Raw genomic sequence first — 26,997 nt, 5'->3', positions numbered from 1 at the left:
ATAGATTGAGAGGTTGGCTTGTCTGATTTGCATCAAGTGATTTTATCCTTAATTGAACGAGTGGAAAATGGACAAGCGGCGGATGGAAATCGCCTCAGTAAAAGCGTAACAATACCCAATGATTTTTGCAGTATAGATTGGTTAGAGGCGCAACCACTATTTCCTAAGTTTTATTGGCAATCACGCGATGGCCGAGAAGAAGTGGTCGCTTTAGAACAACTGCATGCGTTTACCGATCCTTCTGCTGCCTACACGATTTTAGGCGATAATCAGCGCGTGTGGGGCGGTAAAGCGTTTGATAATGAGCAATCGAAAACTCAGCGTCAGTCTTGCTATTTCTTTTTACCTATCGTTGAGTTGATCCGTCAAGATGATAATTGGAGCTTGAATATCAATCTATCAAGTGACGTTCAGCGTACCTTACAAGTCTTGCATCATCTAAAAACCCAATATAGCCCGATCCCGCCACTGCAACCTCAAGTGGGTAACATTCATTATTCTCCTCAATTTAATGAATGGCAGCATATTGTTAATAAAGCTTTAAGCGCGATTGATAATGATCAGTTTGAGAAAGTGGTGCTAGCGCGTAAAACCAATGTTGAATTACCCGCGCCGATCCGAGCCACCCATTTGCTTAAAGCCAGCCGCGCGATTAATCATAATAGCTTTCATTTTTTGCTGTCGTTTTCAGAGCATCATGGTTTTATGGGCTCCACTCCAGAGCGATTATACAGCCGAATTGGGGAAAGTTTAGCTACCGAAGCGGTCGCTGGAACCATTGGTCGCAGCGACGATGCACAAGAAGATGCACGTTTATCACAATGGCTATTATCCGACGATAAAAATTTGCGTGAAAACCAAATCGTCGTCGATGATATTGTGCAGTGCTTAGCGCCTTATACCAGCAATATCGACGTGCAACCGGACGCGGCTTTAATTCAACTACGAAAAGTGCAGCATTTGATTCGGCCGATCCATGCAAATCTATCTTCAAATGTCAAAGGGGTGCAATTGCTGTCGGCGTTGCAACCGACCGCGGCGATGGCGGGATTACCGCGTGATGATGCGATCCAATTTATTCGCACTAATGAGCCCTTTACCCGTGGTTGGTACAGTGGTTCGGTCGGCTATTTTGGTCACGATAAAGCCGAGTTTTGCGTCGCGATCCGCAGTGCTTTAATTAACGATAATACCGTTAAGCTATATGCCGGTGCGGGAATTGTTCCAGGCTCAGAAGCGCAATATGAATGGCAAGAATTGAATCGAAAAACCGCCACCTTGCTCAGTCTTATTTCCGATCATAACGATAATGAGGAGTTGGCGTGAGTCAGGCAGGGATCAACCGAATTTGGGCGCAAGCTCTGTTAGAAACCTTGGCGGAGAACGGAGTGAAACATATCTGTATTGCGCCGGGATCTCGCTCAACGCCATTAAGCTTAGAAGCATTAGAACTTGCTGAGCAACATGGCTTTACGCTGCATACTCACTTTGATGAGCGCGGATTGGCGTTTTTAGCCCTTGGTCTTGCCAAAGCCAGTCGAGAAAAAGCAGCGGCGGATAAACAACAAGCAGTTGAGCGAGTCGCAATTATTGTGACCTCTGGCACCGCGGTAGCCAATTTATTGCCTGCGGTGGCTGAAACAGGGTTAACGGGGGAGTCATTAGTATTGCTGACCGCCGATCGCCCCGAAAATTTAATTGGTGTTGGCGCTAATCAGGCCATTCAGCAACAAGGTATATTTTCATCGCATGTGGTGACCAGCGTGCATTTACCAAGCCCAAGTATTGATACGCCTTTAGCGGACAGCTTGCTTGAAATCCAATCGGCTTTAGCACTGCAAGCGAGTCAAACGGGTTCGCTGCATATTAACTGTCCCTATCCAGAGCCGCTGTATTTGCAGTCTGAGCAACAAAAGCTGCAATATCTGCCGTATTTGCAACAAGCACGCTGCCAAGCTAAATCTCAAGTTCAAGCTCAATGCCACAACAAGCATACCATTCAATCGGCATTGAACGCCGAAGTGAGCAATCAACGCCAGCAAGCGTTACTCAATCAAATTGGGGATAAAAAAGGCGTGGTCATTGTTGGTAAAATGCCACTTAAACAAGCGCAGTTGGTTCGACAATTTGCCGAGCAACTCGGATGGCCTGTGTTGTGCGATCCTCAAAGTGGGATCAGCAGCGGTTGGGCGCATTATGATCTGTGGTTACAAAATGATGGCTACCAAAAGCAGCTATCGGCAGCGGATTGTATTTTGCAATTTGGCGCACGATTAGTCTCAAAACGGCTTGGTTTTTGGATTAAATCGATGGCTAACCATGAAACCTGCCCATATTGGTTGTTTGATCCTGCAGCCAGTATTTTAAACCCCGATCATTTACCACAACTGCGCACTGTCTCGTCAATCGAAGCAAGCCTTGGTTTATTACAAGTTGCGATTAACGACCAAACACAGAATACCCAACATTGGGGCGATGATTTACAACAAGCATCGTCGGTGGTGGGTAAAGCGGCGCAAAACGTGATTAATCAATCTACGGCTGTTAATCAACCGGCTGCGCTCAACCAAGCGATGGTGTTAAAACCACAAGCCGCGCTGACTGAATGTCAACTTGCCGAGCAATTACCCGCTTTGTTAGCGGCGCTAGGAAGCGGTGATTTATTTATCGGCAATAGCTTGATTGTCCGATTAGTCGATATGCTGAGTGCGATCCCAGATACATCGGTTTATACTAATAGAGGTGCATCGGGCATTGATGGTTTAATTGCCACCACTGCCGGTGTTCAACGTGAAAAACAACAGGCGATGTTGACCTTAATTGGCGACACCTCTTTGTTATATGATCTCAATTCACTGTCACTTTTAACCTGTGTGCCTAAGCCACATGTGGTGTTAGTGAGTAATAATGATGGTGGCGCGATTTTTGATTTACTGCCAGTGCCCGATGCGCAAAAACAAACGCTTTATCAAATGCCACACGGCTATCAGTTTGAATTTGCGGCCAAACAATTTGGGTTAGATTACTTGCAACCCGCACTACTGACACAATGCTTGCAAGGGATAACCGATTACGTGCAACGCTTTGAACAAGGCGAAACCAATACAGCTTTGGTGGTGGAAGTGATCACACCACCCGAGCAAGCTTCCACTCAAATTCAAACTATTTTACAGGCGGTAAAAGTTCATGTTGTATAGCCAAGTAATGGATAACTCAAGCGAGGCTGGATCCGTTCAGCCAATTCCGGTGTTTTTACATGGATTTTTAGGCTCGACGCAAGATTGGAAAAGGTGTCTTTCTTATCTTAAGTCTCCTCAATCAATTCAAGTCGATTTACCTTGTCATGGTATGAGCAAATACTGTGAAGTGGATGACTTTGAAGGGGCTTGTCAGCAAATTCAATTGACCATTTTGGCACAGTTGAAAAAACGCAAATTGCCTTTAGATTCACCGTTAGTGCTGGTGGGTTACTCTTTAGGTGCACGTATCAGTATGTATGGTATTTCGCAAAAGAGCTTGCCAGAACTGAACATTAAAGGTGCTATTTTAGAAGGCGGCAATTTCGGTATCCAAGCGGAAGAAGATAAAATGCAGCGCTGGGAAGGCGATAAACATTGGTCGAAACGCTTTGCGACCGAATCAATGGAAGAAGTGTTGTTTGATTGGTATCAGCAAGGTGTGTTTGCTACTTTAACTGAAGAGCAACGTGAATTGTTAGTCGAAATGCGTAGCGATAATTTAGGCTCTCAATTAGGTTGTATGCTGCGTGCGACTTCATTGTCGAAACAGCCTTATCTGCTGGATGCGTTAAAAGCTCAGTCATTGCCGTTGCTGTATATTTGCGGTGAACACGATGCAAAATTTAGAGCATTAGCTGAAGAAAGTGGTTTGAATTGTAAAATAGTCACGAACTCGGGGCATAACTCGCACCATGAACAACCGCAGCAATATGCTCAAATCGTGGATGAGTTTCTTATCTCACTTGATTTAGCTAAATAATCACAGTAAAAAGTTATTAATAAGGCGTGTGAGTATTGTTCACATGCCTTTTTCGTTTTTATAAATACGCATTAATGATGGTTTCTTATGACAAATACAACTCGCCAAGCTTCTCTTTACCGTTATCAATTGCCAATGGACAGCGGGGTGATTGTTCGCCAGCAACGCTTGTTGCAACGCGAGGGTTTGATCATTGAATTGAGTGACAACGAGCGCATGGTTTATGCTGAAGTTGCACCACTACCAAGCTTTAGTGACGAAACGGTTGAGCAAGCCCAAGCTCAGTTGCTGCCATTGCTCGAACTTTGGCAAGCGACAGGTCAATGGCCACAGTTTGAGGTGTTATATCCTTCGGTTGCTTTTGGTCTATCAATGGCGCAGTTGGAGTTGAATAACGAACTGCCAGCACAAGGACAATACTTGACCGCACCCTTGTGCAGTGGCGATCCGGATGAATTATTGCCGGTGTTTGAAAAAATGCAAGCGGCAAATTTATTGCAAAAAGTGGCCAAAGTAAAAGTGGGCCTGTATGAGCCTATTCGTGATGGCATGTTAGTGAATCTATTTTTAGAATCGATCCCAGATTTATATTTGCGGTTAGATGCTAATCGTAGTTGGCAGTTAGCCAAAGCATTAAAATTTGCTCAATATATTGCACCTGAATACCGCTCTCGCATCGCCTTTTTAGAAGAGCCATGTCAAACACCAGAACAAAGTGTTCAATTTGCTCAGCAAACCGGCATTAATATTGGCTGGGATGAAACAGTGCAACAAAGTGTGCAGCAGCATTCGAGCCAAGCAGAGTTCAATTTTGAGGATCTCTGCTTTGATGGTGTCAATACCATAGTGATCAAGCCAACATTGATTGGTTCGATTGCACGTTGTATTGAATTGATTGAGCAAGCAGAGAAAAATGGACTGCAAGCGGTTATCAGCTCAAGCTTAGAATCGACAATCGGTTTAACACAACTGGCTCGTTTTGCTGCTTGGAAAACGCCGCAACAAGTCCCAGGTTTAGATACGCTGCAATTGTTTAAAGCACAACTCCAGCTGCCGTGGCCAGAAAGCACCTTACCGGTGATCCCACTATTGCAACAACAAAAAATCTGGAGCAGTGTCGAACCCTCTAAAGATATTTAACCGTCAACAGCCCCTAGAGTCGAATGTTGGCGTGATTGATTCCTTGTTTTTCGACCTTTAATGCGAGTAGCACGATGAACGATATGATCCAGCATTGGCATCAGAAAAGTGTGGAACAAGCCAATATGTTGAAAGCGCCTGCTGCTAAAGCAGTCGCTTTGAAAACAGCAGATTGCAGTTATAGCTGGCAACAACTGGATCAAAAAATTGATGCGGTGGCGCAGAATTTGGTAACTCAAGGATTGGCTGCTAACAACATTGTAGCGGCGGTTGGAAAAAACCATCCTGATATGGTGATCTTGTATCTAGCATGTGTGCGATTGGGGGCATTATGTGCGTTGATCCCACCGCAATCACCAGCCTTGCTGCAGCAAAAACTCGATATTATCCAAGCGCAATTCTTATGGTTAGGAGAAGGTTGTAGTGCGTTGGATTCATCTTTGTTTACCGCTCATCCAACACACAACGCACAGATTGTGGCACTTCAAATCGATGGGGTTAATAATAGTGGCGCTAGCACTGTCACTAGCCGTTCAAACCCGCAACTCAATCAATACCAGCCGACTAACCCTGCCAGCATTGTGTTTACCTCAGGCTCTACCGGCACTCCCAAAGCGGTGGTGCATTTAGCCAAGCAACATCTTGCTAGCGCCCAAGGTTTAATCGCTGAATTTGAATTTAATGCGCAAGACTCATGGTTGCTCAGTTTACCTATGTACCATGTTTCGGGCTTATCGATTATCTGGCGTTGGTTATCTCAAGGGGCGCAATTGGTGATTGGCAGCGGCGAGTTAATCTGCGATCTGCAAGGCGTTACACATGCATCACTGGTGCCGACACAGCTACAACGGGTGTTAGATGCAGCAGTGTCAGCGCCGTTAAAACTCAAACGAGTGCTGCTTGGCGGCGCACATATTCCAGTTTCACTCACCAATCAAGCGGCCGAGCAAGGGATCGAATGTTGGGCCGGTTATGGCATGACGGAAACGGCGTCAAATGTGATCGCCAAAAAGTGCGATGGCTCGCCAACGGCTGGTCATGTGCTTGCGCATCGTAAAATCAAACTGCAGCAAGGGCGTATTTATGTGGCGGGCGAAGTGTTGGCGGCAGGTTATTTATCGCAAGGTAAACTCACCCCTTTAGTGACTCAGCAACAACCTTGGTTTGATACTAAAGATCTCGGCATAGAGCATGAGCTAAAAGAGGATAAAGGGGATCTCTGCGAGATAGAGATCGTGGGCCGCGCCGATAATTTATTTACTTCCGGTGGTGAGAATATCCATTGTGAAGAAATTGAAGCGGCGTTAATCCAACATCCACAGATCAGCCAAGCCATCGTGATCCCAGTAGCTGATGCTCAATATGGTCATCGCCCGATTGCTTTTTTACAAACCACAAGCTTACAGACTGAGCCTGAATATAAAGCCTTCCTGCTGTCATATTTAGATAAATTCAAATGCCCAGATGGCTACTTTCTGATTCCTCGATCTCTTCTCTCTACGGGAATTAAGATCTCCCGCGCTGAGTTGAAACGTTATTATCTCAATTCAATAAAGGTAATGAAGGATCAAAATTGAGTACAGAGAAAAGTGTTAAAGGTCATGGATAGCCTTTTCTCAAGCGATTAAGGACGGATAAGCGTCTTTTCGGCGTATTCAAATGGGTCAAATATTAAATGGAATTGATATAATACGGATAAAGTTATGTATTAGTCCAAATCGGAATTTATCCCCCAGCAATGATTAAGCCATAATTATCATCAAGTGCATCAAGTAAAAGCATTCAAGGATTGATGATGAAGATAATATTAGTGATTGCAGTATTGGCATTGATTGCGGTTTCGATAAGTTCGCAAGGTTTGAGCTCAGCTATTGCAGAATTAGGGGCGTTTATTTTAGTGGTGGTCTCAGCTTTTAAGTATCAAAAGCGGCGCAGAGCAGATAAAAAAGAGGCCCAAATTGAGCCTCATGTTTGACCCTAAATGTGATCATCGCGCCATATAGGGTGTTACTGAATATGAGTCAATATCCAAGTCAGGGAACTGACCGAAATAACTACCCACAGTATCACGCCAAAAATCATAGGTTTCGGGCCTGTGGCTTTTAGTTTTTGAATTGAAATGCCACAGCCAATCAAGAATAAACACAAGACTAATGTTTGTTTTGCGAAGGTATAAATCGCATGATAAACGGCAGAAAACTGTGGTACTTGGTCACTAAATACAATCGCACCGATATAGAATAAAATGAAGAAAGGAATGGTGATCTTCTTACTGTCATTCTTAAATAATAAGGCACTGATAAAAGCGACCGGCACAATCCATAACGCACGTGCTAATTTTAACGTAGTGGCAATTTGCAGCGATTGTTCACCATAAGCTTGCGCCGCGCCGACCACCGATGAGGTATCGTGGATCGCAATTGCTGCCCAAGTTCCAAACTGAGACTGGCTTAAGCCTAATGCGTGCCCAATCACTGGGAACAAAAATAACGCCACGGAATTTAACACATAGATCACAGCTAAAGACATTGCTACCGGTTGATCTTTAGCATTAATCGCAGGGGCTACGGCGGCAATCGCGCTGCCGCCACAAATCGCGGTTCCTGAAGCGATTAAATGCCCAGTCTCTCTTTCTAATCCCATTCGTTTTGCTAATAAGGTACCAATGATCAAGGTACTAAAAATAGTAGTCACAATAATGCCAAAGCCATTTTGAGTGGCGCTTACTGCTTGTTGGATATTGATACCAAAACCTAAGCCAACGATAGAATACGCTAATAACTTCTTGATGATTTTGGTTAACGGGATAGTGTGGGGAACAAAGCCAAAGCTTACCAGCAAAAAACCAATGGTTAATGCAATTGGCGAGTTTACCCAAGGGGTAAAGCACATTAATGCGGCAAAAGTAAACACACCGTACTGACGTAAATAATGGATCATAACAAACCTAACAATAGCGAGAACAGAAAAGGACCGTGATAATACCCTCATTTTTAATAATAGTTGGGTTTAATATTATTAACCTATTGTTTGGTTTTTTTTAACGCTAAGAGGTATTAGATGAGTATTTTTGCTTCACTCGTTTATTATGCTGTCATTTTATGCCACGGAAGCGGCTTTATACCAAAGAAGAAAGATAACCACAGCGTTGCATGCCGCTAACAGTTCAAAAAAATCAGGAATGGATAAATTGAGCATCGCTAAACAGATGATACTAATAAGCGCGCTTGCCACCATGAAAATGGCATTGTAGATATTATTGGCGGCGATCACTTGGGCGCGTTGGTTCGGCTGCGCCAAGATTTGCATTTGAGTGTAAAGCGGCACAATAAATAACCCTCCAGAGATCCCTAAACCAAATAGACTAATGAACACACCCCACAGGGATGGCTGAGCAATAAAAGCCCATAAAGAACTGCTTGGTGTGATAATGCTTGTCGTGATAGCACTTGGGGTACTAAAGCCGAGTAAGAAACTGCATACCGAAATCAGTGCACCACCGAGTAACACTAACTTCAGATTCACTTGATGGCGGGAAAGTCTAGCGCACAATAACGACCCTACCGCGATGCCGACTGAGAACAGAGTGAGTAGCAAAGAAACACTGGCTTGATTGCCCAATAAATAGTGTTTAGTAAAATTAGGAAATTGGGTTAAATAGCAAGCGCCAAGAAACCAAAACCAGCTGATCGCTAAGATAGAGAGATAAATATGGTTGTTTTGTTTGGCGATCGCCAATGTTCGCTGAGTTTGTGTAATTGGCTGCCACTGAAATGGCTGGTGGCTTTTTTCTGCAGGTGCTGCTGGGATCTTATTGCTGGCGATAAAGCCCAATATAGCAAATATGATCACCATCACTGCTGCTATCACTTCTGCATGACCGCTACCAGCAATAAAGCCCGCGCCAATAGTTCCAAATAAAATGGCCAGAAAAGTGCCAGTTTCAACCAATGCGTTGCCAGAGACTAATTCACCTGCTTTAAGATGTTGCGGTAATAACGCATATTTAACGGGGCCAAAAAAGGCTGATTGGGTCCCCATCAAGAACAACAGGATTAGCAAGGAGAGGTAGCTATGAAATAAAAACCCAATTGCGGCTAGCAACATAATGATGACTTCTGCCATTTTTATTATGCGTATAAGTTTCGACTTTTCATAGTTATCAGCCAAGACACCAGCAGTGGCAGAAAAGAGAAAAAACGGCAGAATAAAAAGGCCAGCAGCCAAATTAATAAAAATATCGGAGGATACGGGGAGGGTGTCTACTGCGGCGAATGCCACCAATAATAACAGTGTATTTTTGAAAATATTATCATTGAAAGCACCGAGGAATTGAGTGATGAAATAAGGCAGAAATCGACGTTTTTTCAATAAAGAAGATGACATAAATTGTCTGCCTTAAATAAGATAAATCAAGCATGTTGTTGCTGTATCTCGATTGGTGTGACTCACATCAGAGCTGCGATTTTCTCACATGACTATTGTTTTAAATCAGAAGCTTTTAAACCAGAGAAATAATTATCAAAGAAGTTATGGATCAGTGCTTTGCCTTCTAACTCAGAGTTAGTGTAAAACTGATCACCAATACTAAGCTCAGTAATACCATGCACAGAACCCCAAATGATTCGGCTGATGGTGACTACTTTTTGCTCGGATTGTTCAGGATCTATTAACCTGATTTGAGTTTCAAGCATTTGGATAACGCGAAATATTCTTTCAGCGGCGTGTTTGGGTAATTCATCACCATGCATATTATGCTCGAACACTAACTGCCAACGATGGGGTTGACGCGTCGCAAATTCAAAATAACAAATAGAGAAAGCTTCTAAAGTATCAAGTGGTGATAATTCTTGTTTTTGAATTATTTCATACTCTTGATATAGCTCATCCAAGGTTTGTCCAACCACCTCGAGCAGCAGTAGATTATAACTACCAAAAACATTGATTAAAGTGCTGGGTACATAGCCAATCATAGTGGCAATTTTACGTAAACTTAATGAATGGTAAGGGCGTGTTTCTAAAAATTCGCGCACCTTATCTAATGTAAGCGCGAATAACTCTTCACGCGTGTGGTCATTTCTTCTTGCCATAGGAAACCGTAGGTAATTAATATAGGTGAATAATACGGAGAATGTCAGTGTAACGTCAAGGCGTTATAGCATTATTTGATGCGGGTACTGCAATATTCTGAAACATAGCATAAGTAGATTCTTCTTAGATAGCAGCTATGATGCATACAGATTCTTCAATTTAATAAGAAAGGAATAATATGAAACGTTTTCTTGTCATGATGGTTGCATTGGTGACGGTAACGATGATGTCAGTACCAACAGCTGAAGCGAAGCGCTTTGGTGGTGGTAAATCATTCGGTAAAAGCTTTAAGACAGCACCAGCGCCAAAACAGAATATGCAAAACACTAATAACCTAAATAAACCAGGCGCAACCAATTCACCACGCCGTGGCATGATGGGTGGAATGCTTGGTGGTTTATTGGCGGGGGGCTTATTAGCGTCTTTGTTTATGGGCGGTGGTTTTGAAGGTATTCAATTTTTCGATATTCTGATCATTGCGGGTATCGCTTTTGTGGCATTTAAGTTTTTACGCGGCATGATGGGGGCAAAAAAAACAACCATCAATCGAGGTCCTCAAGCTGCATACTCTTCTGGCGCAATGAATCGTCAACAGTTCGAACAACCTAACGTACAAAATTTTGAACAAACTCAAAATGGCGGTGGTTTTGGGGCGACAGGGCAATCGGATGTTCCGCATAACTTCCCACCAGGATTTGATCGGGTGGCATTTGTGGAAGGTTCGCGTGAACATTACCGCACGCTGCAAGGCGCATGGAATTTTAATCAACTAGAAACGATTGAAGAATATGTTTCCCCAAGTTTGTTTGAGCAATTAAAAGCGGAACGTGCCGAGCTTGAAGGTGAGCAACATACTGATGTTATGTTTGTTGATACTGAAATTGTTCGCGGTGAATATGATGCCTCAAAAGCACAGTTAAGCTTGCAGTTTAGCGGTCGTTACCGTGATACTGTGGAAAACGTAGAGCAAGATATTGATGAGGTATGGCATTTAGAACGTGATTTAACCGCGCAAAATGCACCTTGGTTGATTGTTGGTATTCAAACTAACTCATAACCTTAATAACCGTAGCTCGGCTTTAACCACGAGCTTAGGTAATAAAACAAGCTTACGTAATAAAAAGAAACCCCAGCAATTTAATCATTGCTGGGGTTTTATTTTTTGCGAGCTTAACAATCTAATAAAAGATTATTTAGCGTCTTGTTGACCGGCTTGAATAGCGGTTAGAGCAACAGTGTAGACGATATCGTCAACCAATGCGCCGCGGGACAAATCGTTCACAGGCTTGCGCATGCCTTGTAGCATTGGACCGATTGATACTAGGTCTGCAGAGCGCTGTACAGCTTTGTAAGTTGTGTTACCCGTGTTTAGGTCTGGGAATACAAATACAGTCGCTTTACCGGCTACAGGAGAGTTAGGCGCTTTAGAAGCCGCAACGTTCTCCATGATAGCAGCATCGTACTGCAGAGGACCGTCGATAACTAAGTCAGGACGTTTCTCTTGAGCAATACGAGTTGCTTCGCGTACTTTATCAACGTCTGCGCCTTTACCTGAAGTACCGGTAGAGTATGAGATCATCGCAACGCGAGGGTCAATACCGAATGCTTTGGCAGAATCGGCAGATTGAATTGCGATTTCAGCCAATTGCTCAGCGTTTGGATCTGGGTTGATTGCACAGTCACCGTAAACCAATACTTGATCAGGCAGTAACATGAAGAAGATTGACGATACGATAGAAGCATCTGGCGCAGTTTTGATGATTTGGAACGGAGGAACGATAGTATTTGCCGTGGTGTGAACCGCGCCAGAAACCAAACCGTCAACTTCGCCCGCTTCAAGCATCATAGTGCCTAAGAATACAGAATCTTCTAGTTTCTCGCGTGCCACAACTTCAGTCATGCCTTTCGCACCACGTAGTTCAACTAAGCGTGCCACGTAGTTTTCACGAACGTTAGCAGAATCGATGATCTCAACGCCAGCACCAAGCTCAACACCTTGCTGTTGTGCAACACGACGAATTTCGTCAGGGTTACCAAGTAGTACACAAGTTGCGATACCGCGTTCAGCACAGATAGCTGCCGCTTTAACTGTACGTGGCTCATCACCTTCTGGAAGCACAATACGTTTGCCAGCACGACGAGCAAATTCAGTTAACTGGTAACGGAATGCTGGTGGGCTTAGACGACGAATGCCTTCAGTGCCTTCAGATAAAGAATCAATCCAAGGACCATCGATGTGGCTTGCCACGTGATCGTTGATGTATTCAATACGTTCTTTATCGTCTTGTGGTACTTCAAGGTTAAAGCTTTGTAGGTTTAGCGAAGTCTGCCAAGTGTTACCTTGAGCTTTAAAGATCGGCAGACCTGATTCAAATGCAGGCTTACATAGATCAATAATTTTCTCAGGGATATCGTAACCACCGGTTAGCAAGATCGCACCAATTTCAACACCGTTCATAGAAGCAAGTGCCGCAGCAACGATCACGTCTGGACGGTCAGCAGAAGTCACTAATAGTGAACCTGGCTTGAAATGTTCAATCATGTTTGGCAGAGAACGTGCACAGAAAGTAATGCTCTTAATACGGCGAGTATTGATTTCACCTGCATTAATGATGTCCGCATTTAAGTGCTTGGCCATATCGATAGCACGAGTGGCGATCAGTTCAACATTCCAAGGCACGCAACCTAATACACGGATTGGGCTAGAGTTGAAGATCTGCATTACTTCGATATTCGCTTGTGCGATAGTTTCATCAAAGATGTCAGACAGGTCAGGACGAGTACGGCCAGCTTCATCCACAGGTGCATTTAGCTTGTTGATGATAACGCCAGAAATGCTCTTGTTTTTAGTGCCACCAAAGTTAGAACAAGCAACCTCAATACGCTCTTTAAGTTGCGCTGGGTTGTTGTTAGCAGGTGTCGCAACAAACACGATTTCTGCGCCAAGTGTTTTGGCGATTTCAGCATTCACTTGGTTGGCAAATGGGTGCTTACGTGTTGGGACTAAACCTTCAATTAGCACGACTTCAGAGCTAGTGCTAACAGCATTGTAACGGGCCACGATTTGCTCAAGCAATTCGTCCATTTTTTCGTTACTAATGAACGCGCCTGCTTCAGACATTGGTGTTGATTCGGCAATCTTCATATCACTGCTTGCTGCGATGATGCTAGAGGTTAGATCTGGCACATCTTTGCCGCCACGAGGCTGAGCGATTGGTTTGAAGAAAGAAACATTAACACCCTTACGCTCCATCGCGCGTAGGACACCCAAACTAACACTAGTAAGACCAACACCAGCGCTAACAGGAACAAGCATTATAGTACGAGACATGAAAAATATTCCTCTAACTATTCCCTCATTGATTGAAGTGGTGACTTCAAGTTTTGAGGGTATATGTAAAATGGCAATGAGGGATTCATTAACCAGAAAGAAAACAGGCTAACCGAAGTTAGCCTGTTAGATTTTATAGGCCAGTTAGGCGAGCAGTATCTTCTGCAATAACCAATTCTTCATTGGTTGAGATAACCATTGCTGGAATGCTGCTGTCATCTGCTGTGATAACACCTTCACCGCCGAAACGAGCAGCAAGGTTTTTGTCGTTATCTAGTTTGATACCAAAGATGCCAAGACGGTTAAGGACTTGCTCACGGATTGGACCAGAGTTTTCACCGATGCCACCTGTAAATACGATAGCGTCAAGACGACCATCTAAAGTCGCAGTGTAACCGGCAATGTATTTTGCTAGACGGTGACAGAAAACATCCATCGCACGTTTTGCTTCTGGCTTATCTTGGTAGTTGTCTTCAACAAAACGACAATCCGAAGTCACTTGAGTTAGACCTTGTAGGCCTGACTCTTTGGTTAGGATAGTGTTGATTTTTTCAACAGAGTAACCTAGTGCATCGTGCATGTGGAAGATGATCGCAGGATCAAGGTCACCACAACGTGTACCCATTACCAAACCTTCAAGCGGCGTTAAGCCCATTGAAGTATCAACAGATTGACCATTTTTGATAGCACAAACCGATGCGCCGTTACCGAGGTGACAGTTAATGATGTTAACTTGATCAACTGGCTTATCCATGATGTTTGCAACTTCACGGGTAATAAATAGGTGAGAAGTACCGTGCATACCGTAACGACGGATGCTGTTCTCTGTGTATAGGTTGTATGGAATCGCGTACAAGAACGCTTCTTCCGGCATTGTTTGGTGGAATGCAGTATCAAATACAGCTACATTCTTAAGATTAGGGAATGCAAGTTTAGCCGCTTCAATACCTGCAATCGCTGCTGGGTTATGAAGAGGAGCAAGAGTAGTAACATCTTTAATTTCTTGCACAACAGCATCAGTAATAAGAACAGATGATGTGAATTTTTCACCACCATGTACAACGCGGTGACCAATTGCCGCCACGCCTTCGCCTAATTCAGGCTTAGAAGCTAGGATAGTATCTACGATAAATTTAAGTGCTTCAGCGTGCGCAGCACCATTACCTAGTTGAGCTTCATGCTTTCCATCGAGCTTCCATTTAATACGAGCTTCTGGAAGGCCTAAACATTCAGAAAGGCCGGTAAGAAGTTCATCGCCAGACTCCGCATCAACGATTGCAAATTTAAGTGAAGAACTACCGCAGTTTAAAACTAGGACTAGCTTTGACATGAGTGAATACCTGTATTCGTTCAGAAAATTAACTGTAATGAAATAAAACAATTCAAAAATAGACGACAACCAAGGATAGTCGTATTATTCTTAAATAGGTAACGCATTACGATAACAACCGCCATAACAACGGATTGTGGTAAGAAATGCGTTAGTACTAAAAACGATTTATGCGATTTACATCACCATAACCACTGCAAAAAAATGCAATGTAAGGTTGTAATCGCGTAAAGGATAACGATTATAGCGTAAGATAACAAAAAAAAGTTGTATCAATATTAACTTTAATCAATTTTTTACAGTTATTTTTTAATTGTTATAAAATTTTTTTAGCAAAAGGAAGGTTGGCATGAGTCGAGTAAGCTTTATACATCGATTTAAAGAGGGTCAACATTATATGGATCACTGGCCAGTTCGCAAAGAATTGGCGCCTATGTTTCCAGAACAACGTATGATCAAAGCAACTCGTTTTGGCATTAAAGTGATGCCGGCAGTGGCGGCGATAAGTATTTTGCTACAAATGACGTTTAATAACCAAGCCGCGATGCCGCAAGCGATTGTGATCGCATTGTTTGCTATTAGTTTACCTTTACAAGGGATTTGGTGGCTAGGAACACGTTCCAACACACAATTACCACCAAGTTTAGCCAACTGGTATCGCGAGTTGTATCAAAAAGTCGCCGAGTCCGGGATCGCGCAAGAACCGATCAAGCCTCAACCGCGCTATAAAGAATTAGCTAGCATGTTAAAGCGTGCTTTTAAACAACTGGATGAAGCGACATTAGAACGTTGGTTTTAATCGCAATCGCCTAGCAACCCCATATCTAACACCCCAGTATTTTTTGCTAATCAAAGCCTCAATGACCTAGTTCTCTTATGAATTAGTGCTTGGGGCTTTATTGTTACGGTAATGTGAACTCAAAGACTTCCTTTTTTTGTTATTAGCTGATAATAATGTATTAATCACTACCATTAATGGTAGTGATTAATGATAACAGAGCTACAACACAAATTGCTGGATCAAGGAGTTAAGATGAAAGCAAAAAACATTATTGCAACAGCGGCATTAGCTGGGGCGGCATTATTGTCATCGACAGGTGTATTAGCAAAAACAGTGAAAGTGGATGTATCACAAATTGTTGAACACCCTGCGCTGGATGCCACTCGTAACGGTTTGATCGATGGATTAAAATCGCACGGTTACGAGCAAGGTAAAAATCTTGAACTAGAATATCGCACTGCGCAAGGAAATCCTGCCATAGCCTCACAGATTGCCCGTCAGTTTGTTGGGAATGAACCTGATGTGTTAGTGGGTATTGCCACGCCTTCCGCACAAGCATTGGCAGCAACCACCAAGAATATTCCGATTGTCTTTACCGCGGTTACCGACCCAGTTGAAGCAAAGTTGGTCAAGTCGTTAGATAACCCTTCTGGCAATGTTACTGGTCTGTCGGATATGTCACCGATTGCTCAGCATCTTGATTTAGCCAAAGAGCTTATCCCAACCCTAAAAACCATTGGGGTAGTGTATAACCCAGGCGAAGCCAATTCAGTGGCGTTAATGACAGTACTGAAAAAAGAAGCGGCGACTCGTGGCATTGAGATTGTAGAGAGTACTGCGCTAAAGAGTGCGGATGTACAATCGGCAACTCAAGCGATCGTGGCAAAGTCTGATGTAATCTACGCCATGATTGATAATACCGTTGCCAGTGCGATTGATGGCATGATTGCCGCAGCAAACCAAGCCAAAAAACCGGTATTAGCAGCCTCTGTTACTTATGTTGACCGTGGTGCGGTGATTGGTTTAGGCGCAGATTACTATCAAATCGGGATACAAACCTCTGACTATGTGGTATCGATTTTGGAAGGCAAGAAACCCAATGAGTTACCGGTGCATGTTGCCAAAGCATCAGAGCTTATTATTAACCCAGCGGCAGCTAAAAAATTGGGTGTCACTATCCCAACCACGATTGTTGATCGCGCTAAGGTATTCAAAAAATAGTGCGCCAATAAAGGAGGTGAGTTGGAGATATATTCCAACCACCTGCTCGTTTTATATGCCCAGATGAAAGGGTGTATTGTTATTTAGCATACCTTAACAATTTAAGGTGTTGTATCACTCTACTGAGTATGGATTGCGTAGAGTGAATAAGCAGAAAAGGAGTAGTTATGTCTGCTTTTGCCTTCTATGGCGCGTTAGAGTTAGGCCTTGTATATGGCTTAGTGGCTTTGGGCGTTTACATTACTTTTCGAGTTCTCGATTTTCCCGATTTAACCGTTGATGGTAGTTTTCCGATGGGCGCTGCAGTAGCCGCGACGGCTTTAGTGGCGGGCGTTAATCCTTGGGTCGCTACAGGGCTGGCTTTTTTTGTCGGCAGTTTGAGTGGCCTAGTAACGGCTTTTCTCGCGGTTCGCTGTGGCATTCTTCACTTATTAGCTTCCATCTTGACCATGCTAGCCGCTTTTTCGATAAATATCCGTATTATGGGAAGGCCTAATCTTTCTCTATTAGGGGAAGAGACGATTTTTACTCCACTAGAAGCGTTCGGAGGCGATTTATTTATTCGTCCTTTAGCGGTGGCGGTTGTGGTTGTGGTGGCAGGATTATTAGTCATCCGGTTGTTAAACAGTGATTTTGGTTTAGCGTTAAGAGCCACTGGGGTGAATGCTCGTATGGTGTCGGCTCAAGGCGCTAGTACAGCGTTTTATACTTATTTTGGATTAGCACTATCCAATGGCTTGGTTGGCTTTGCTGGCGCTCTTTTAGCGCAAACCAGTGGTTTTGCCGATGTCACTTCTGGCGCAGGAACCATAGTGGTTGGTTTAGCTGCGGTGATTTTAGGTCAAACACTTATTCCTAGTCGTAAGATCTGGGTCGCAGTAGTGGCGGTAATTGTGGGGTCGGTGCTCTATCGTATTGCGATTCAATTTGCACTCAATACCGGCATGTTTGGTATGAAAGCGTCTGATCTTAATTTAGTCACCGCGTTATTAGTTGCGGTAGCCCTTGTTGCACCAAAAATAAAAAGCAGTATGAAAGCAAAAAAGGCAGCCAAACTCGCCATTATACAAGCGTCAGATGCCAATAAGGAGTCACTATGATTGAGCTAAAAAATATTGAAGTGACCTTCAACCCTGGCAGTATTTTAGAAAATAAAGCATTGCGTAAAGTGTCACTTAAAGTGCCGCAGCATCAGTTTCTTACTGTTATTGGTTCTAATGGTGCGGGTAAGTCGACTTTACTAGGCGCTGTGACAGGTGAAACGCCGATGATCGGTGGCCAAGTTCAGATTGATAATGTCGATGTGACTAAGAAATTGGTGCATCAACGTGCTCAAATGTGTGCGCGGGTATTTCAAGATCCGTTGGCGGGAACCTGTGGCGATCTGACCATTGAAGAAAATATGGCGATTGCTTATTCACGGGGTAAACGACGCGGGTGGAATATGGCATTGTCTGCTTCACGTCGTAAAATATTTCAAGATCGCATTAGTATTTTAGGTTTAGGCTTAGAAGATCGCTTAGGTGACAATATTGGATTGCTTTCTGGCGGCCAACGTCAAGCGGTGAGTTTGGTGATGGCAACCTTATCGGAGAGCAAACTGTTACTGCTTGATGAGCATACCGCCGCGCTTGATCCTCGGATGGCAGCGTTTGTGATCGATCTAACCAAAACAGTAGTTAAAGAGTTTAATTTGACTGCCATGATGGTGACTCACTCGATGAAAGATGCCTTGGCTTGTGGTGACCGCACCATTATGTTACATCAGGGCGAGATTGTACTGGATGTCGATGGTGATAAACGTAAAGGGATGCAAGTTCCTGAGCTATTAGAAATGTTTTCTAAAGTGAGAGGAGAGGAATTAAGCGATGACAGTTTGTTGCTGAGTTAACTAAAATGTAAGTAATGATGGCGCAATCGGTTGCGCCATCATTACTATCTCTCTCTTTAATTCACTGCTATTTAACTGATTAGACATCTGATATAGTGTTTTAGTCTAACTTTTTGGTTTCTCCTTTCTTATGTATCATCAATCGAAAATCACCTATAAAACTGCTATTTTAGCGCCTTTAGCATTAGCTTTAATGATGGTTGCTATTTTGGCGCTAAATTACGCCAAAAGCTTAGGCGAAGAAGTGAATATTGAATATGGCCGAATGACTAGTAAGCTGGAGCATTCGATTAAAGTGTTAGGGGCAACTAACTATATATTCTCAACATATTTCACCAATGGTAGCCCGAAAAGTACCCGTAATATCCCCTATAATCGCCAAACGGATAGTGAAGGTTTTTGTACTTGGTTTCCTAGTCAAGAAAAAATGCAATCCGCTTATCGCACTGATAACAAAAACGTCTTAAAAGTGAACTATGCCGTTAAAGGCTTAGAGGGCAGTTGCGATCCTAACAGCCCAGTCTATCAAGATATTGAGAGTAAATTGACCGTAGCCTCTTCGTTCTCATTTTTAAGTGAGTTGGAGCCGTACATTGCGGGTTTATATTATATTTCGCCGAAAGGTTATATGGTAGCCTCGCCAGCAGAAAATGTGCGTTTGCTGGATAAAAATGCAGTTCCGATTTTAACCCATAGAAACTATTGGCAAAATACCCAAGATAGCACTAATAATATTACTCTTACTGGTCCGCATAACGACGTTATATCTGGTAAACCAATATTGACGGTATCTACAGGGTTATATGATAACGATCAATTCGAAGGGGTGGTGATATTAGATATATTGATCTCAAAATTATCTCTCGCCTCAGAGCCTCTGAGTAAAAATATTCGCTTTAGCCCTGATGATGAGCGAGCCTTGCCAAGTGATGCACGGATGCCAAGACCGGTTTGGATTGAAGGGGTTAAAACTAATCAAGTGATGTATTTTCAATGGTCTTGGTTAGAAGAAGTACAAGGCTTTTTCAATAATAATATCCAAAGATTAGTTGGGATTTTATTATTGTATATTTTTACCACCTCTATTTTTATTTATCTCAAACTGAATTACGAGCGACATTACTTCCGTGAACTGTCACAGCGTGATCCCATGACCTCATTGCTAAATCGTCGTGGACTAGAACTGGCATATAAAGGTGTGATCCAACAAGAATTTGAAGGTGTCGCAATCTTTGATATTGATGACTTTAAAACCATTAATGATACTTATGGTCATGATATCGGTGACGAAGTGATTTGTTATATCGGCCAAGTTTTACACCGTAATACGCGCGCATCTGATGTTGTCTCGCGCTTTGGTGGTGAAGAGTTTGTGGTGTATATGCAAGGCAGTAATGAAACCAAGATTATCGATGCGCTGACCCGAGTTCAAAAAGAAATCACCAAAGGTTCACATCGAGTGATGAAAAGTGGTTTTTCAGTTTCAGGTGGCGCAATAATCAGACCAACTGGAGAAAAACATACCTTCGATTCATTATTAAAAGAAGCGGATGACAAGCTGTATGTTGCTAAGCAATCCGGTAAAAACAGAGTGATTATTTGATCTGATCTTTCAAAGCCTGAATATAATCAATAATCGGTTCAGCTTTGTTGAACCGACGGATATTACGGAATAAATCATCAGCTTGAGCGTATTCTTGGCGCAAGTAAGCTAACCATTGTTTAATCCGATTGGGGTAATATAACCCTTTATCGCCTTCGATCTCGTACATTGAATAGTCCAGCATTAGGTCAACCACTTTCTCCCACGCCATTACCGCTTGGTTATGTTTAACTACATTACCAAGATTGGGCACATTAAACGCGCCTCGGCAGACCATTAAGGCATCGGCTTTGGTTTGCGTTAAGCAGTCTTGTCCATCTTGATAATTCCAAATCTCCCCATTGGCAATAATCGGCAGTTGGCACCGTTGCTTGATTTGTTCGATATATTCCCACTTAATTTCACTGGCTTTATAACCGCCCATTTTGGTGCGGGCATGAACGGTCAGTTCTGTCGCACCGGCTTGTTCAATTGCATCGACAATCTCAAAACAATCTTGTGGATCTTCCCAACCTAAGCGGATCTTGGCGGATACTGTAATATCTTTTGGAATAGCATCACGGCAAGATTTTACTATTTGATAGATCAATTCGGGGTGTTGTAACAGTGCTGCGCCACCTTTGCTTTTATTGACCATTTTAGCGGGGCAACCAAAGTTAATATCCATGCCATGAGAGCCTAACTCCACCGCGCGCACCGCATTTTCAGCCATCCAATTAGGATCTTGTCCCAATAACTGTAACCGAACTGGCGTACCCGAACGGGTGGTACAACCATGCAATAATTCAGGGCAAAGCCGAGTAAAAACATGTTCCGGTAAGAGGCGATCCACCACACGCACAAATTCGGTTACGCATAGGTCATAATCATTAAGATTGGTGAGTATTTCTCGCATTAAGTGATCGAGAACCCCCTCCATTGGACCAAGAATAACGCGCATAGTGAACCTCAAATATATAACAGCGAAGAAAAGAGGCGAGATTGTAGAGGCAAAGCTGGGAAATGTCACTGGCTAGCGTGATCTTATAGTAGCAACGTTCATTGGGTTACTGGGTTTTTAATGGCTGAAAAAGGCGGAACTGGTACACTAAGCGAAAATTTAAACGAGATAATATTAATGAATGATTTAATCGATAATGAAACTGTGAGTAGCAGCCAGTATCCAGCCGAATTTTGGGAAGGGGTGATCTTAGCGGCTAATATGAGCCCAAAACCTTTAACACCAGAGCAGTGGATTGAACCACTAATAGCCGATATTGAAGCGGATACCAAACAAGCCTTAGTGACTCGCTTTGAACAACAATATGCTTATTTAATGGTGTCAGATTATGATTTATTCACGCTATTGAAAATCACGTTAACCGAGCCTTTAGGATCAGTGAATACTGATTTAGTGGATCATGCAGCCTTGCAAGCAACGGCACAGGGTTTTATGTCAATATGGCCAGTGGTGGAAAATGGTTGGAATGAAGCAGGACAAATTTCAGATGGTAGCGTGCGAATGCTACAGGCGTTATTGACTACTTTTATGTTGATTGTTGATCAAGAGCAAACACAACAACAAATGCAAGCAGCTGGCATAACAGAAGTGCCGTGTTTAAAACAAATGTTGCCGCAATTAAACTTGATGATTAACGAAGTTGCTCATAGTGCCAATGAATTAATGCAAGGTAAACAAGCACAGTACATCAATCCGTATAAAGGCTTGGGGCGAAATGATCCTTGTCCATGTGACAGTGGTAAGAAGTTTAAACAGTGTTGCGGTAAATCGTAATAAGTTTATTTTAAACAAACATACGTAATGATTGAGTCTTTTTCTCTGTACATAGAAATATTTCCCATACGATAAAATCGCCTTATCTCAGTCAATGAAGGAGGCGGTTTTTTCTTAATAGCCATGAATTCATCGGTGAAACAAACCATTAGGTATAATCATTGTCGATATAGATCACACATTTAACCATAAATAAATAAAAAAAAATCTAAATTACGATGGGGTTATTAAATAATTTAAAATCTTTTAATTCCAATGGTTTCTATTGTTATCAGTGTCTTACGGGTTTATTGGCGTTTTTGACGAGATTTTGGATGAGATATTAGTATTTTTTACTTATCGAAATGTGAACTTTCACGTAAAAAGTACCCACACCGTTACCAATAAGCGTGTCTATACTGTTTTGGTGATAAAAAAGAATTCATGACTGCTAGAGAACCAAATGTTAGTGGAAACCACTGACTTCAAGAAGTTCTCAACAGTTTAACTAGTAAGAAGATACCTTCTTAAATATTAGGATAATGACAATGAAAAAGACTCATATTGCTTTAGCTATCGCAGCTCTTGCTGCTGCTGCCGGCGCTAACGCTGCCACTGTTTACAAAAATGATTCTACTCAATTAGACATCGGCGGTCGTGCCGAGTTCCGTGGTGACTTTATTGGTCAAGATAACGGCGATAAAATTGACGGTACGATGCATAATGGCTCACGTTTCCGTATTAACGTTGGTGGTGAAACCAAAATTACTGATAGCATCTCAGGTATTGGTTTCTACGAAGCTGAGCAAGATGTGAATTCATCTGGCGATAATAGTAACGATAATAATGGTTTTAACCTACGTTATGTATTTGCAGGTTTCAAAACCAACGTCGGTGATTTCACTTTCGGTCGTCAAGATACTTCTACCGTTATGATTTCTCAAATGTCAGATATCTCAACTTACTCTGGCGCGCAGAAAAACATGATCGCAGCTGGCGATGAGCAAGTAAATAACAACATTCAATATGCAGGCAATTTCCTAGATAATGATGCATTAACGGTTAAGGCCAACGTTATTTTAGGTGATAAAGATAATACTAACGGTTACGGTGTTGCTGCGAAATACACCCTGCCAATGGGTGTTGGGTTTGCGGTAGGTTATGCTTCAAACGGTATCGAAGATAATGCTGGCGTAGCTTATCGTGGTGATACAGCAGATCAAATTATTGCAGGTGTTAGCTATGGTGTAACTACTGAAGGTCTATACCTTGCAGCGACTTACACTAATGGTGATTTAAACGATAAACAAGATTTTGATGGTGTTGAAGCATCTGCGCAATACAAATGGAACAATGGTTTCCGCGTAATTGGTGCTTACGAGAACCAAGAAGCTGATAGCGATACTATTAATAACTGGTACGAATTAACCGGTGGTTATGACTTCACTCCAAATCTATACGCTTACGTTTCTTATAAACTAAACGGTCTTGATAAAGGCGATGCCACATTCAATGATTACCAAGTTTCTGGTGCGACACTTCGTGATGCTGAAGATAGCATGCGTCTAGGTCTTCTTTATACTTTCTAATTTGAGAGTATAAAAGGTAATATTTATTAACGTCAGCCTGAGTGCTGGCGTTTTTTTATGCCTGAAATTTAATCATCCTATCCAATCATTGTTAATGATGCTAACGGTCGTAGCCACTACTTGGTTATCTAATGTCAATTCCATTTAATATTTGATCAATTTGAATACGCTGAAAAGACGCTGATCCGTCCTGGCCGCTTGTGAAAAGGCCATCCATGACCTTTGACACTTTTCTCTGTACTCAATTTTGAACGATGATAAATTTATGCAATTGGTATAACCTCTCCCTGTTGGGTCTTTATGTGGGTTATTGCCTATTGCCATCTCTAATTTTTACCACTCCGCAGAGCTTTAAAAGCATCTGCCAGTATTTTAGAACCTAAGTGCTGTGGGATAATCCTGATATCGCTGATGGATACGAGGGATGAAACTAGCTTCACCCATTCACTCATTTATTCACTAACTCACAATGCGTCAAGCCTGGTGAGGTGATGCGTTCTCACTGTGAAGCGAACGTGACACAAAAAAAGACCCTATCAACCACGATTAATAACCGAAGCGATAGGGTCTTCTCAATTATGGTGTTGTAGGTGGCTATTTGGCTTTAGAAAACTGAGCTAAAATAATCACAGTGACCGCAATTAAGTTACAAGCAAAAATGACCACTAACCATTGTGGCATTGATAAGCTTAAAAATTGCCACACAATTTTAGAGCAATCGCCGGTAGGTTCAAACATCCATGGTGCCCATTGATTGAGCGGTGCCCAATTTGGAAATTGCGGAAAAATATCGCAGGTCGAAAAAGGGGAAGGGTGGAGTTGAAAGCCAACGTGCTCACGGGCTAATTCAAACCCTCTAAAGGCGGTATATGCCCAACCTGCAAGCCCTATATAGCGCAGCATGGCGTTACGAGGGTTTATTAAACCAATCAAGGCTGCGCTTGCCACGCCTAACATCGCCACACGTTCGTATACGCACATAACACAGGGCGATAGCATCATAACGTGTTGGAAAAATAGTGCGCAAGATTCAAAGAAAATAATAAAAAGGAACAATATCAGCCATGCACGGCGCTGGAGTGAAAACTGTTTTAATGATGGTAGGAAAGACACGAACATATCCTTTTAGAGTCTAATAAAGTTATTGCTATTACTATGTTGGTATATAGATGGCAAAAAGCTCTGAAAGTTCAGAGCTTTGAATGCTTTTTATTAATAGCAATTATGAAACGACTTTTATTAATAGTAAACCATTAATGCCCTATTACGGGTGATCCCTGCGTCGCAATTTCAATTGTGGTGGTAGTGATCCAGCCAATATGATGGAAATAAGCGGTTAGAGGTTCTAATAAATACTGAATGCCAAGATAACCGACAATAGCCAGTACGATGGTATAGGGCAGTGCCATGATCACCATTCGGCCGTAGGACAATCGGATTAACGGTGCTAATGCTGAAGTAAGCAAGAATAAAAATGCAGCTTGACCATTTGGCGTGGCTACCGACGGCAAGTTAGTCCCGGTATTGATCGCAACTGCTAATAAGTCGAACTGTTTACGGCTGATAGCACCTTCAAGTAATGCGGTTTTGACTTCATTAATATAGACGGTTCCAACAAAGACGTTATCCGATACCATCGACAGTAAACCATTGGCGATATAGAACATCGAGATTTGCTTGTTGCCTTCTAGCTCCAACACCGCATGGATGATCGGTTTGAATAGGTGCTGATCAATGATCACCGCAACAATGGCAAAAAAGACGGCGAGTAATGCGGTAAAGGGCAACGCTTCTTCAAATGCTTTACCAAGCGCATGCTCTTCGGTGATGCCAGTAAATGAAGTGGCAAGAATAATAACGGATAAACCAATCAAACCAACTGCGGCTAGGTGCAAGGCTAAACCGGCGATCAACCATACGGCGATAATGCCTTGAACATACAGTTTGGCAATATCTTGCTTAGTACGTTTTTTTTGTTCTTCTTGATCAACTTCTAGCAATATAGTGCGCACGTTATCAGGCAGTTCAGCGCCATAGCCAAATATTTTAAACTTTTCAACTAAAATACAAGTGATGATACCGCACACAAATACAGGGACGGTAATCGGTGCCATACGCAAAATGAATTCGCCAAATCCCCAACCTGCTTGGTCTGCAATGATCAAGTTTTGCGGTTCACCCACCATAGTCATTACGCCGCCAAGCGCAGTACCGACGCCCGCATGCATCAATAAAGAGCGTAAAAAGGCGCGGTAATCTTCTAAATCGGTACGAGTAATATCCGGCACCATTTCATCGGTAGTATGATCATGATGTTGTGAATTCGGGTTCGATACAACGCGGTGGTAGATGGCATAAAAACCAATCGCCACACTAATGATCACGGCGATCACCGTTAAGGCATCTAAGAAAGCAGAAAGAAAAGCGGCCGTAACACAAAATGCGACTGATAAAAGAATTTTTGAACGCACGCCGAGTAAAATTTTGGTAAACATAAACAACAACAGTTGTTTCATGAAGTAGATACCGGCCACCATAAAGATAAGCAGTAACAAAACCTCAATATTAGCGGCAAGTTCATGTTTTACTTGCTCGGCACTGGTCATGCCAATCGCAACCGCTTCAATCGCCAGTAGGCCACCTGGTTGTAATGGGTAACATTTTAATGCCATTGCTAAAGTGAAAATAAATTCAGCGACTAGTAACCAACCAGCCGTAAAGGGATCGATCAGAAAGAATACGAATGGGTTAATTATTAAGAAAGCAATGATGGTTAATTTGTACCAATCAGGTGCTTTACCAAGGAAGTTCTTAGTAAATGCTCGTCCTAAGCTCATGGTCATGGTTATACTCTTTTTTCGATAAAAGTTGAAATCAGGTACTATTATGCCTGATTTTTAATTCAAAGTTGCCAATAAACGCAAATTTGCAAAGCTCATAAGGGTCAAGTAAGTCATATATTTCAAGTGTATAAATAACAAGGCAACCGTTCATAAAGCCGATTGTTTAAATTCAAACAAAAGGATACACATCAATAACAATTAGTAAACATTAATGGTTGAAATTATCGAACCACATAGATTTTTATATGAAATCAAAAGTAACACAATTAAATTGATACAATTTGTTTCTGAATCGAAGGCTTAATACTGTTGGAAACACCTCGATTTATAGCCGTTATAATACTCTCATTTATAATTAGGGCATATAATATTACAAATTAAAGCGTGAAATCTAATCATGTAAAATTGAAAGACCAATAGTGTGA

At 42.4% G+C, this 26,997-nt stretch carries 21 protein-coding genes and 1 pseudogene; 14 read left to right on the top strand and 8 right to left on the bottom strand.

The genetic code is table 11. From position 1 onward, the window contains the following. Window positions 1-18 precede the first annotated feature (18 nt). The 6 genes from GFB47_RS07380 to GFB47_RS07355 all read left to right on the top strand — a co-directional run bounded on the left by GFB47_RS07380 (window position 19) and on the right by GFB47_RS07355 (window position 7,114). On the top strand, window positions 19-1,326 hold the full coding sequence (locus GFB47_RS07380) for an isochorismate synthase (RefSeq protein ID WP_153447397.1): 1,308 nt from the start codon (window positions 19-21) through the stop codon (window positions 1,324-1,326). Beyond that, window positions 1,323-3,197, top strand: coding sequence for a 2-succinyl-5-enolpyruvyl-6-hydroxy-3-cyclohexene-1-carboxylic-acid synthase (menD, locus tag GFB47_RS07375; protein WP_153447396.1), 1,875 nt, complete (start codon window positions 1,323-1,325; stop codon window positions 3,195-3,197). Before GFB47_RS07380 ends, menD begins: the two co-directional genes overlap by 4 nt. Further along, a complete protein-coding gene (gene menH, locus GFB47_RS07370) occupies window positions 3,187-3,999 on the top strand; it encodes a 2-succinyl-6-hydroxy-2,4-cyclohexadiene-1-carboxylate synthase (protein WP_153447395.1) in 813 nt (270 codons plus the stop codon). The genes menD and menH overlap by 11 nt, the downstream gene beginning before the upstream one ends. 87 nt (window positions 4,000-4,086) lie before the next feature. Further along, a complete protein-coding gene (menC, locus tag GFB47_RS07365; RefSeq protein ID WP_153447394.1) occupies window positions 4,087-5,139 on the top strand; it encodes an o-succinylbenzoate synthase in 1,053 nt (350 codons plus the stop codon). 74 nt (window positions 5,140-5,213) lie between these two features. Continuing rightward, the gene (menE, locus tag GFB47_RS07360) at window positions 5,214-6,716 is read left to right on the top strand and encodes an o-succinylbenzoate--CoA ligase (RefSeq protein ID WP_225874250.1); all 1,503 of its coding nucleotides are present in this window, start codon (window positions 5,214-5,216) and stop codon (window positions 6,714-6,716) included. 215 nt (window positions 6,717-6,931) lie between these two features. Next, on the top strand, window positions 6,932-7,114 hold the full coding sequence (locus GFB47_RS07355; RefSeq protein ID WP_225874249.1) for a hypothetical protein: 183 nt from the start codon (window positions 6,932-6,934) through the stop codon (window positions 7,112-7,114). A gap of 32 nt (window positions 7,115-7,146) precedes the next feature. On the opposite strand, the gene GFB47_RS07350 is transcribed toward GFB47_RS07355, so the two are convergent. From GFB47_RS07350 to GFB47_RS07340, 3 genes and pseudogenes are all read right to left on the bottom strand, one after another. After that, a complete protein-coding gene (locus GFB47_RS07350; protein WP_153447393.1) occupies window positions 7,147-8,079 on the bottom strand; it encodes a YeiH family protein in 933 nt (310 codons plus the stop codon). A 177-nt stretch (window positions 8,080-8,256) separates the two neighbouring features. Continuing rightward, window positions 8,257-9,525, bottom strand: a pseudogene (locus tag GFB47_RS07345) (MFS transporter); the annotation flags it as partial. Between the two features lie 92 nt (window positions 9,526-9,617). After that, complete coding sequence (locus GFB47_RS07340; protein ID WP_153447391.1) at window positions 9,618-10,229, bottom strand: TetR/AcrR family transcriptional regulator; 612 nt, start codon at window positions 10,227-10,229, stop codon at window positions 9,618-9,620. A gap of 179 nt (window positions 10,230-10,408) precedes the next feature. Between GFB47_RS07340 and GFB47_RS07335 the strand changes: the two genes are divergently transcribed. Beyond that, complete coding sequence (locus GFB47_RS07335) at window positions 10,409-11,287, top strand: Tim44 domain-containing protein (protein WP_153447390.1); 879 nt, start codon at window positions 10,409-10,411, stop codon at window positions 11,285-11,287. A gap of 132 nt (window positions 11,288-11,419) precedes the next feature. Here the strand turns inward: GFB47_RS07335 and pta are convergent, their stop codons facing one another. Both pta and GFB47_RS07325 read right to left on the bottom strand, forming a co-directional pair. Then, the gene (gene pta / locus GFB47_RS07330; protein WP_153447389.1) at window positions 11,420-13,561 is read right to left on the bottom strand and encodes a phosphate acetyltransferase; all 2,142 of its coding nucleotides are present in this window, start codon (window positions 13,559-13,561) and stop codon (window positions 11,420-11,422) included. A 133-nt stretch (window positions 13,562-13,694) separates the two neighbouring features. After that, entirely contained in the window at window positions 13,695-14,891 is a 1,197-nt protein-coding gene (locus GFB47_RS07325; RefSeq protein WP_153447388.1) for an acetate kinase, read from the bottom strand. 349 nt (window positions 14,892-15,240) lie between these two features. Here GFB47_RS07325 and yfbV point away from each other — a divergent pair, with 349 nt between their 5' ends. The 5 genes from yfbV to GFB47_RS07300 all read left to right on the top strand — a co-directional run bounded on the left by yfbV (window position 15,241) and on the right by GFB47_RS07300 (window position 20,387). Next, window positions 15,241-15,690, top strand: a complete 450-nt coding sequence (gene yfbV / locus GFB47_RS07320; RefSeq protein WP_153447387.1) for a terminus macrodomain insulation protein YfbV — start codon at window positions 15,241-15,243, stop codon at window positions 15,688-15,690. Window positions 15,691-15,924: 234 nt separating this feature from the next. After that, entirely contained in the window at window positions 15,925-16,893 is a 969-nt protein-coding gene (locus GFB47_RS07315; RefSeq protein WP_153447386.1) for an ABC transporter substrate-binding protein, read from the top strand. A 167-nt stretch (window positions 16,894-17,060) separates the two neighbouring features. Further along, entirely contained in the window at window positions 17,061-17,993 is a 933-nt protein-coding gene (locus GFB47_RS07310) for an ABC transporter permease (RefSeq protein ID WP_153447385.1), read from the top strand. Further along, complete coding sequence (locus tag GFB47_RS07305; protein WP_153447384.1) at window positions 17,990-18,784, top strand: ABC transporter ATP-binding protein; 795 nt, start codon at window positions 17,990-17,992, stop codon at window positions 18,782-18,784. The genes GFB47_RS07310 and GFB47_RS07305 overlap by 4 nt, the downstream gene beginning before the upstream one ends. Before the next feature lie 130 nt (window positions 18,785-18,914). Then, entirely contained in the window at window positions 18,915-20,387 is a 1,473-nt protein-coding gene (locus GFB47_RS07300; protein WP_153447383.1) for a sensor domain-containing diguanylate cyclase, read from the top strand. On the opposite strand, the gene dusC is transcribed toward GFB47_RS07300, so the two are convergent. Further along, the gene (dusC, locus tag GFB47_RS07295; protein ID WP_153447382.1) at window positions 20,380-21,327 is read right to left on the bottom strand and encodes a tRNA dihydrouridine(16) synthase DusC; all 948 of its coding nucleotides are present in this window, start codon (window positions 21,325-21,327) and stop codon (window positions 20,380-20,382) included. The two genes, GFB47_RS07300 and dusC, sit on opposite strands and share 8 nt — an antisense overlap. A 177-nt stretch (window positions 21,328-21,504) precedes the next feature. Between dusC and GFB47_RS07290 the strand changes: the two genes are divergently transcribed. After that, a complete protein-coding gene (locus tag GFB47_RS07290; RefSeq protein WP_153447381.1) occupies window positions 21,505-22,161 on the top strand; it encodes a YecA family protein in 657 nt (218 codons plus the stop codon). Between the two features lie 527 nt (window positions 22,162-22,688). Beyond that, window positions 22,689-23,729, top strand: coding sequence for a porin (locus GFB47_RS07285; RefSeq protein ID WP_456119758.1), 1,041 nt, complete (start codon window positions 22,689-22,691; stop codon window positions 23,727-23,729). A gap of 594 nt (window positions 23,730-24,323) precedes the next feature. Here the strand turns inward: GFB47_RS07285 and dsbB are convergent. Next, window positions 24,324-24,848: a disulfide bond formation protein DsbB gene (dsbB, locus tag GFB47_RS07280; protein ID WP_153447379.1), complete on the bottom strand. Its 525-nt coding sequence runs from the start codon at window positions 24,846-24,848 to the stop codon at window positions 24,324-24,326. A 134-nt stretch (window positions 24,849-24,982) separates the two neighbouring features. Further along, entirely contained in the window at window positions 24,983-26,572 is a 1,590-nt protein-coding gene (nhaB, locus tag GFB47_RS07275) for a Na(+)/H(+) antiporter NhaB (protein ID WP_153447378.1), read from the bottom strand. Window positions 26,573-26,997: the final 425 nt, after the last annotated feature.

This window comes from Vibrio algicola (assembly GCF_009601765.2).
Lineage (GTDB): Bacteria > Pseudomonadota > Gammaproteobacteria > Enterobacterales > Vibrionaceae > Vibrio > Vibrio algicola.
The sequence above is the reverse complement of the archived record's forward strand: the minus strand, read 5'-3'. Positions and strand labels throughout refer to the sequence as shown.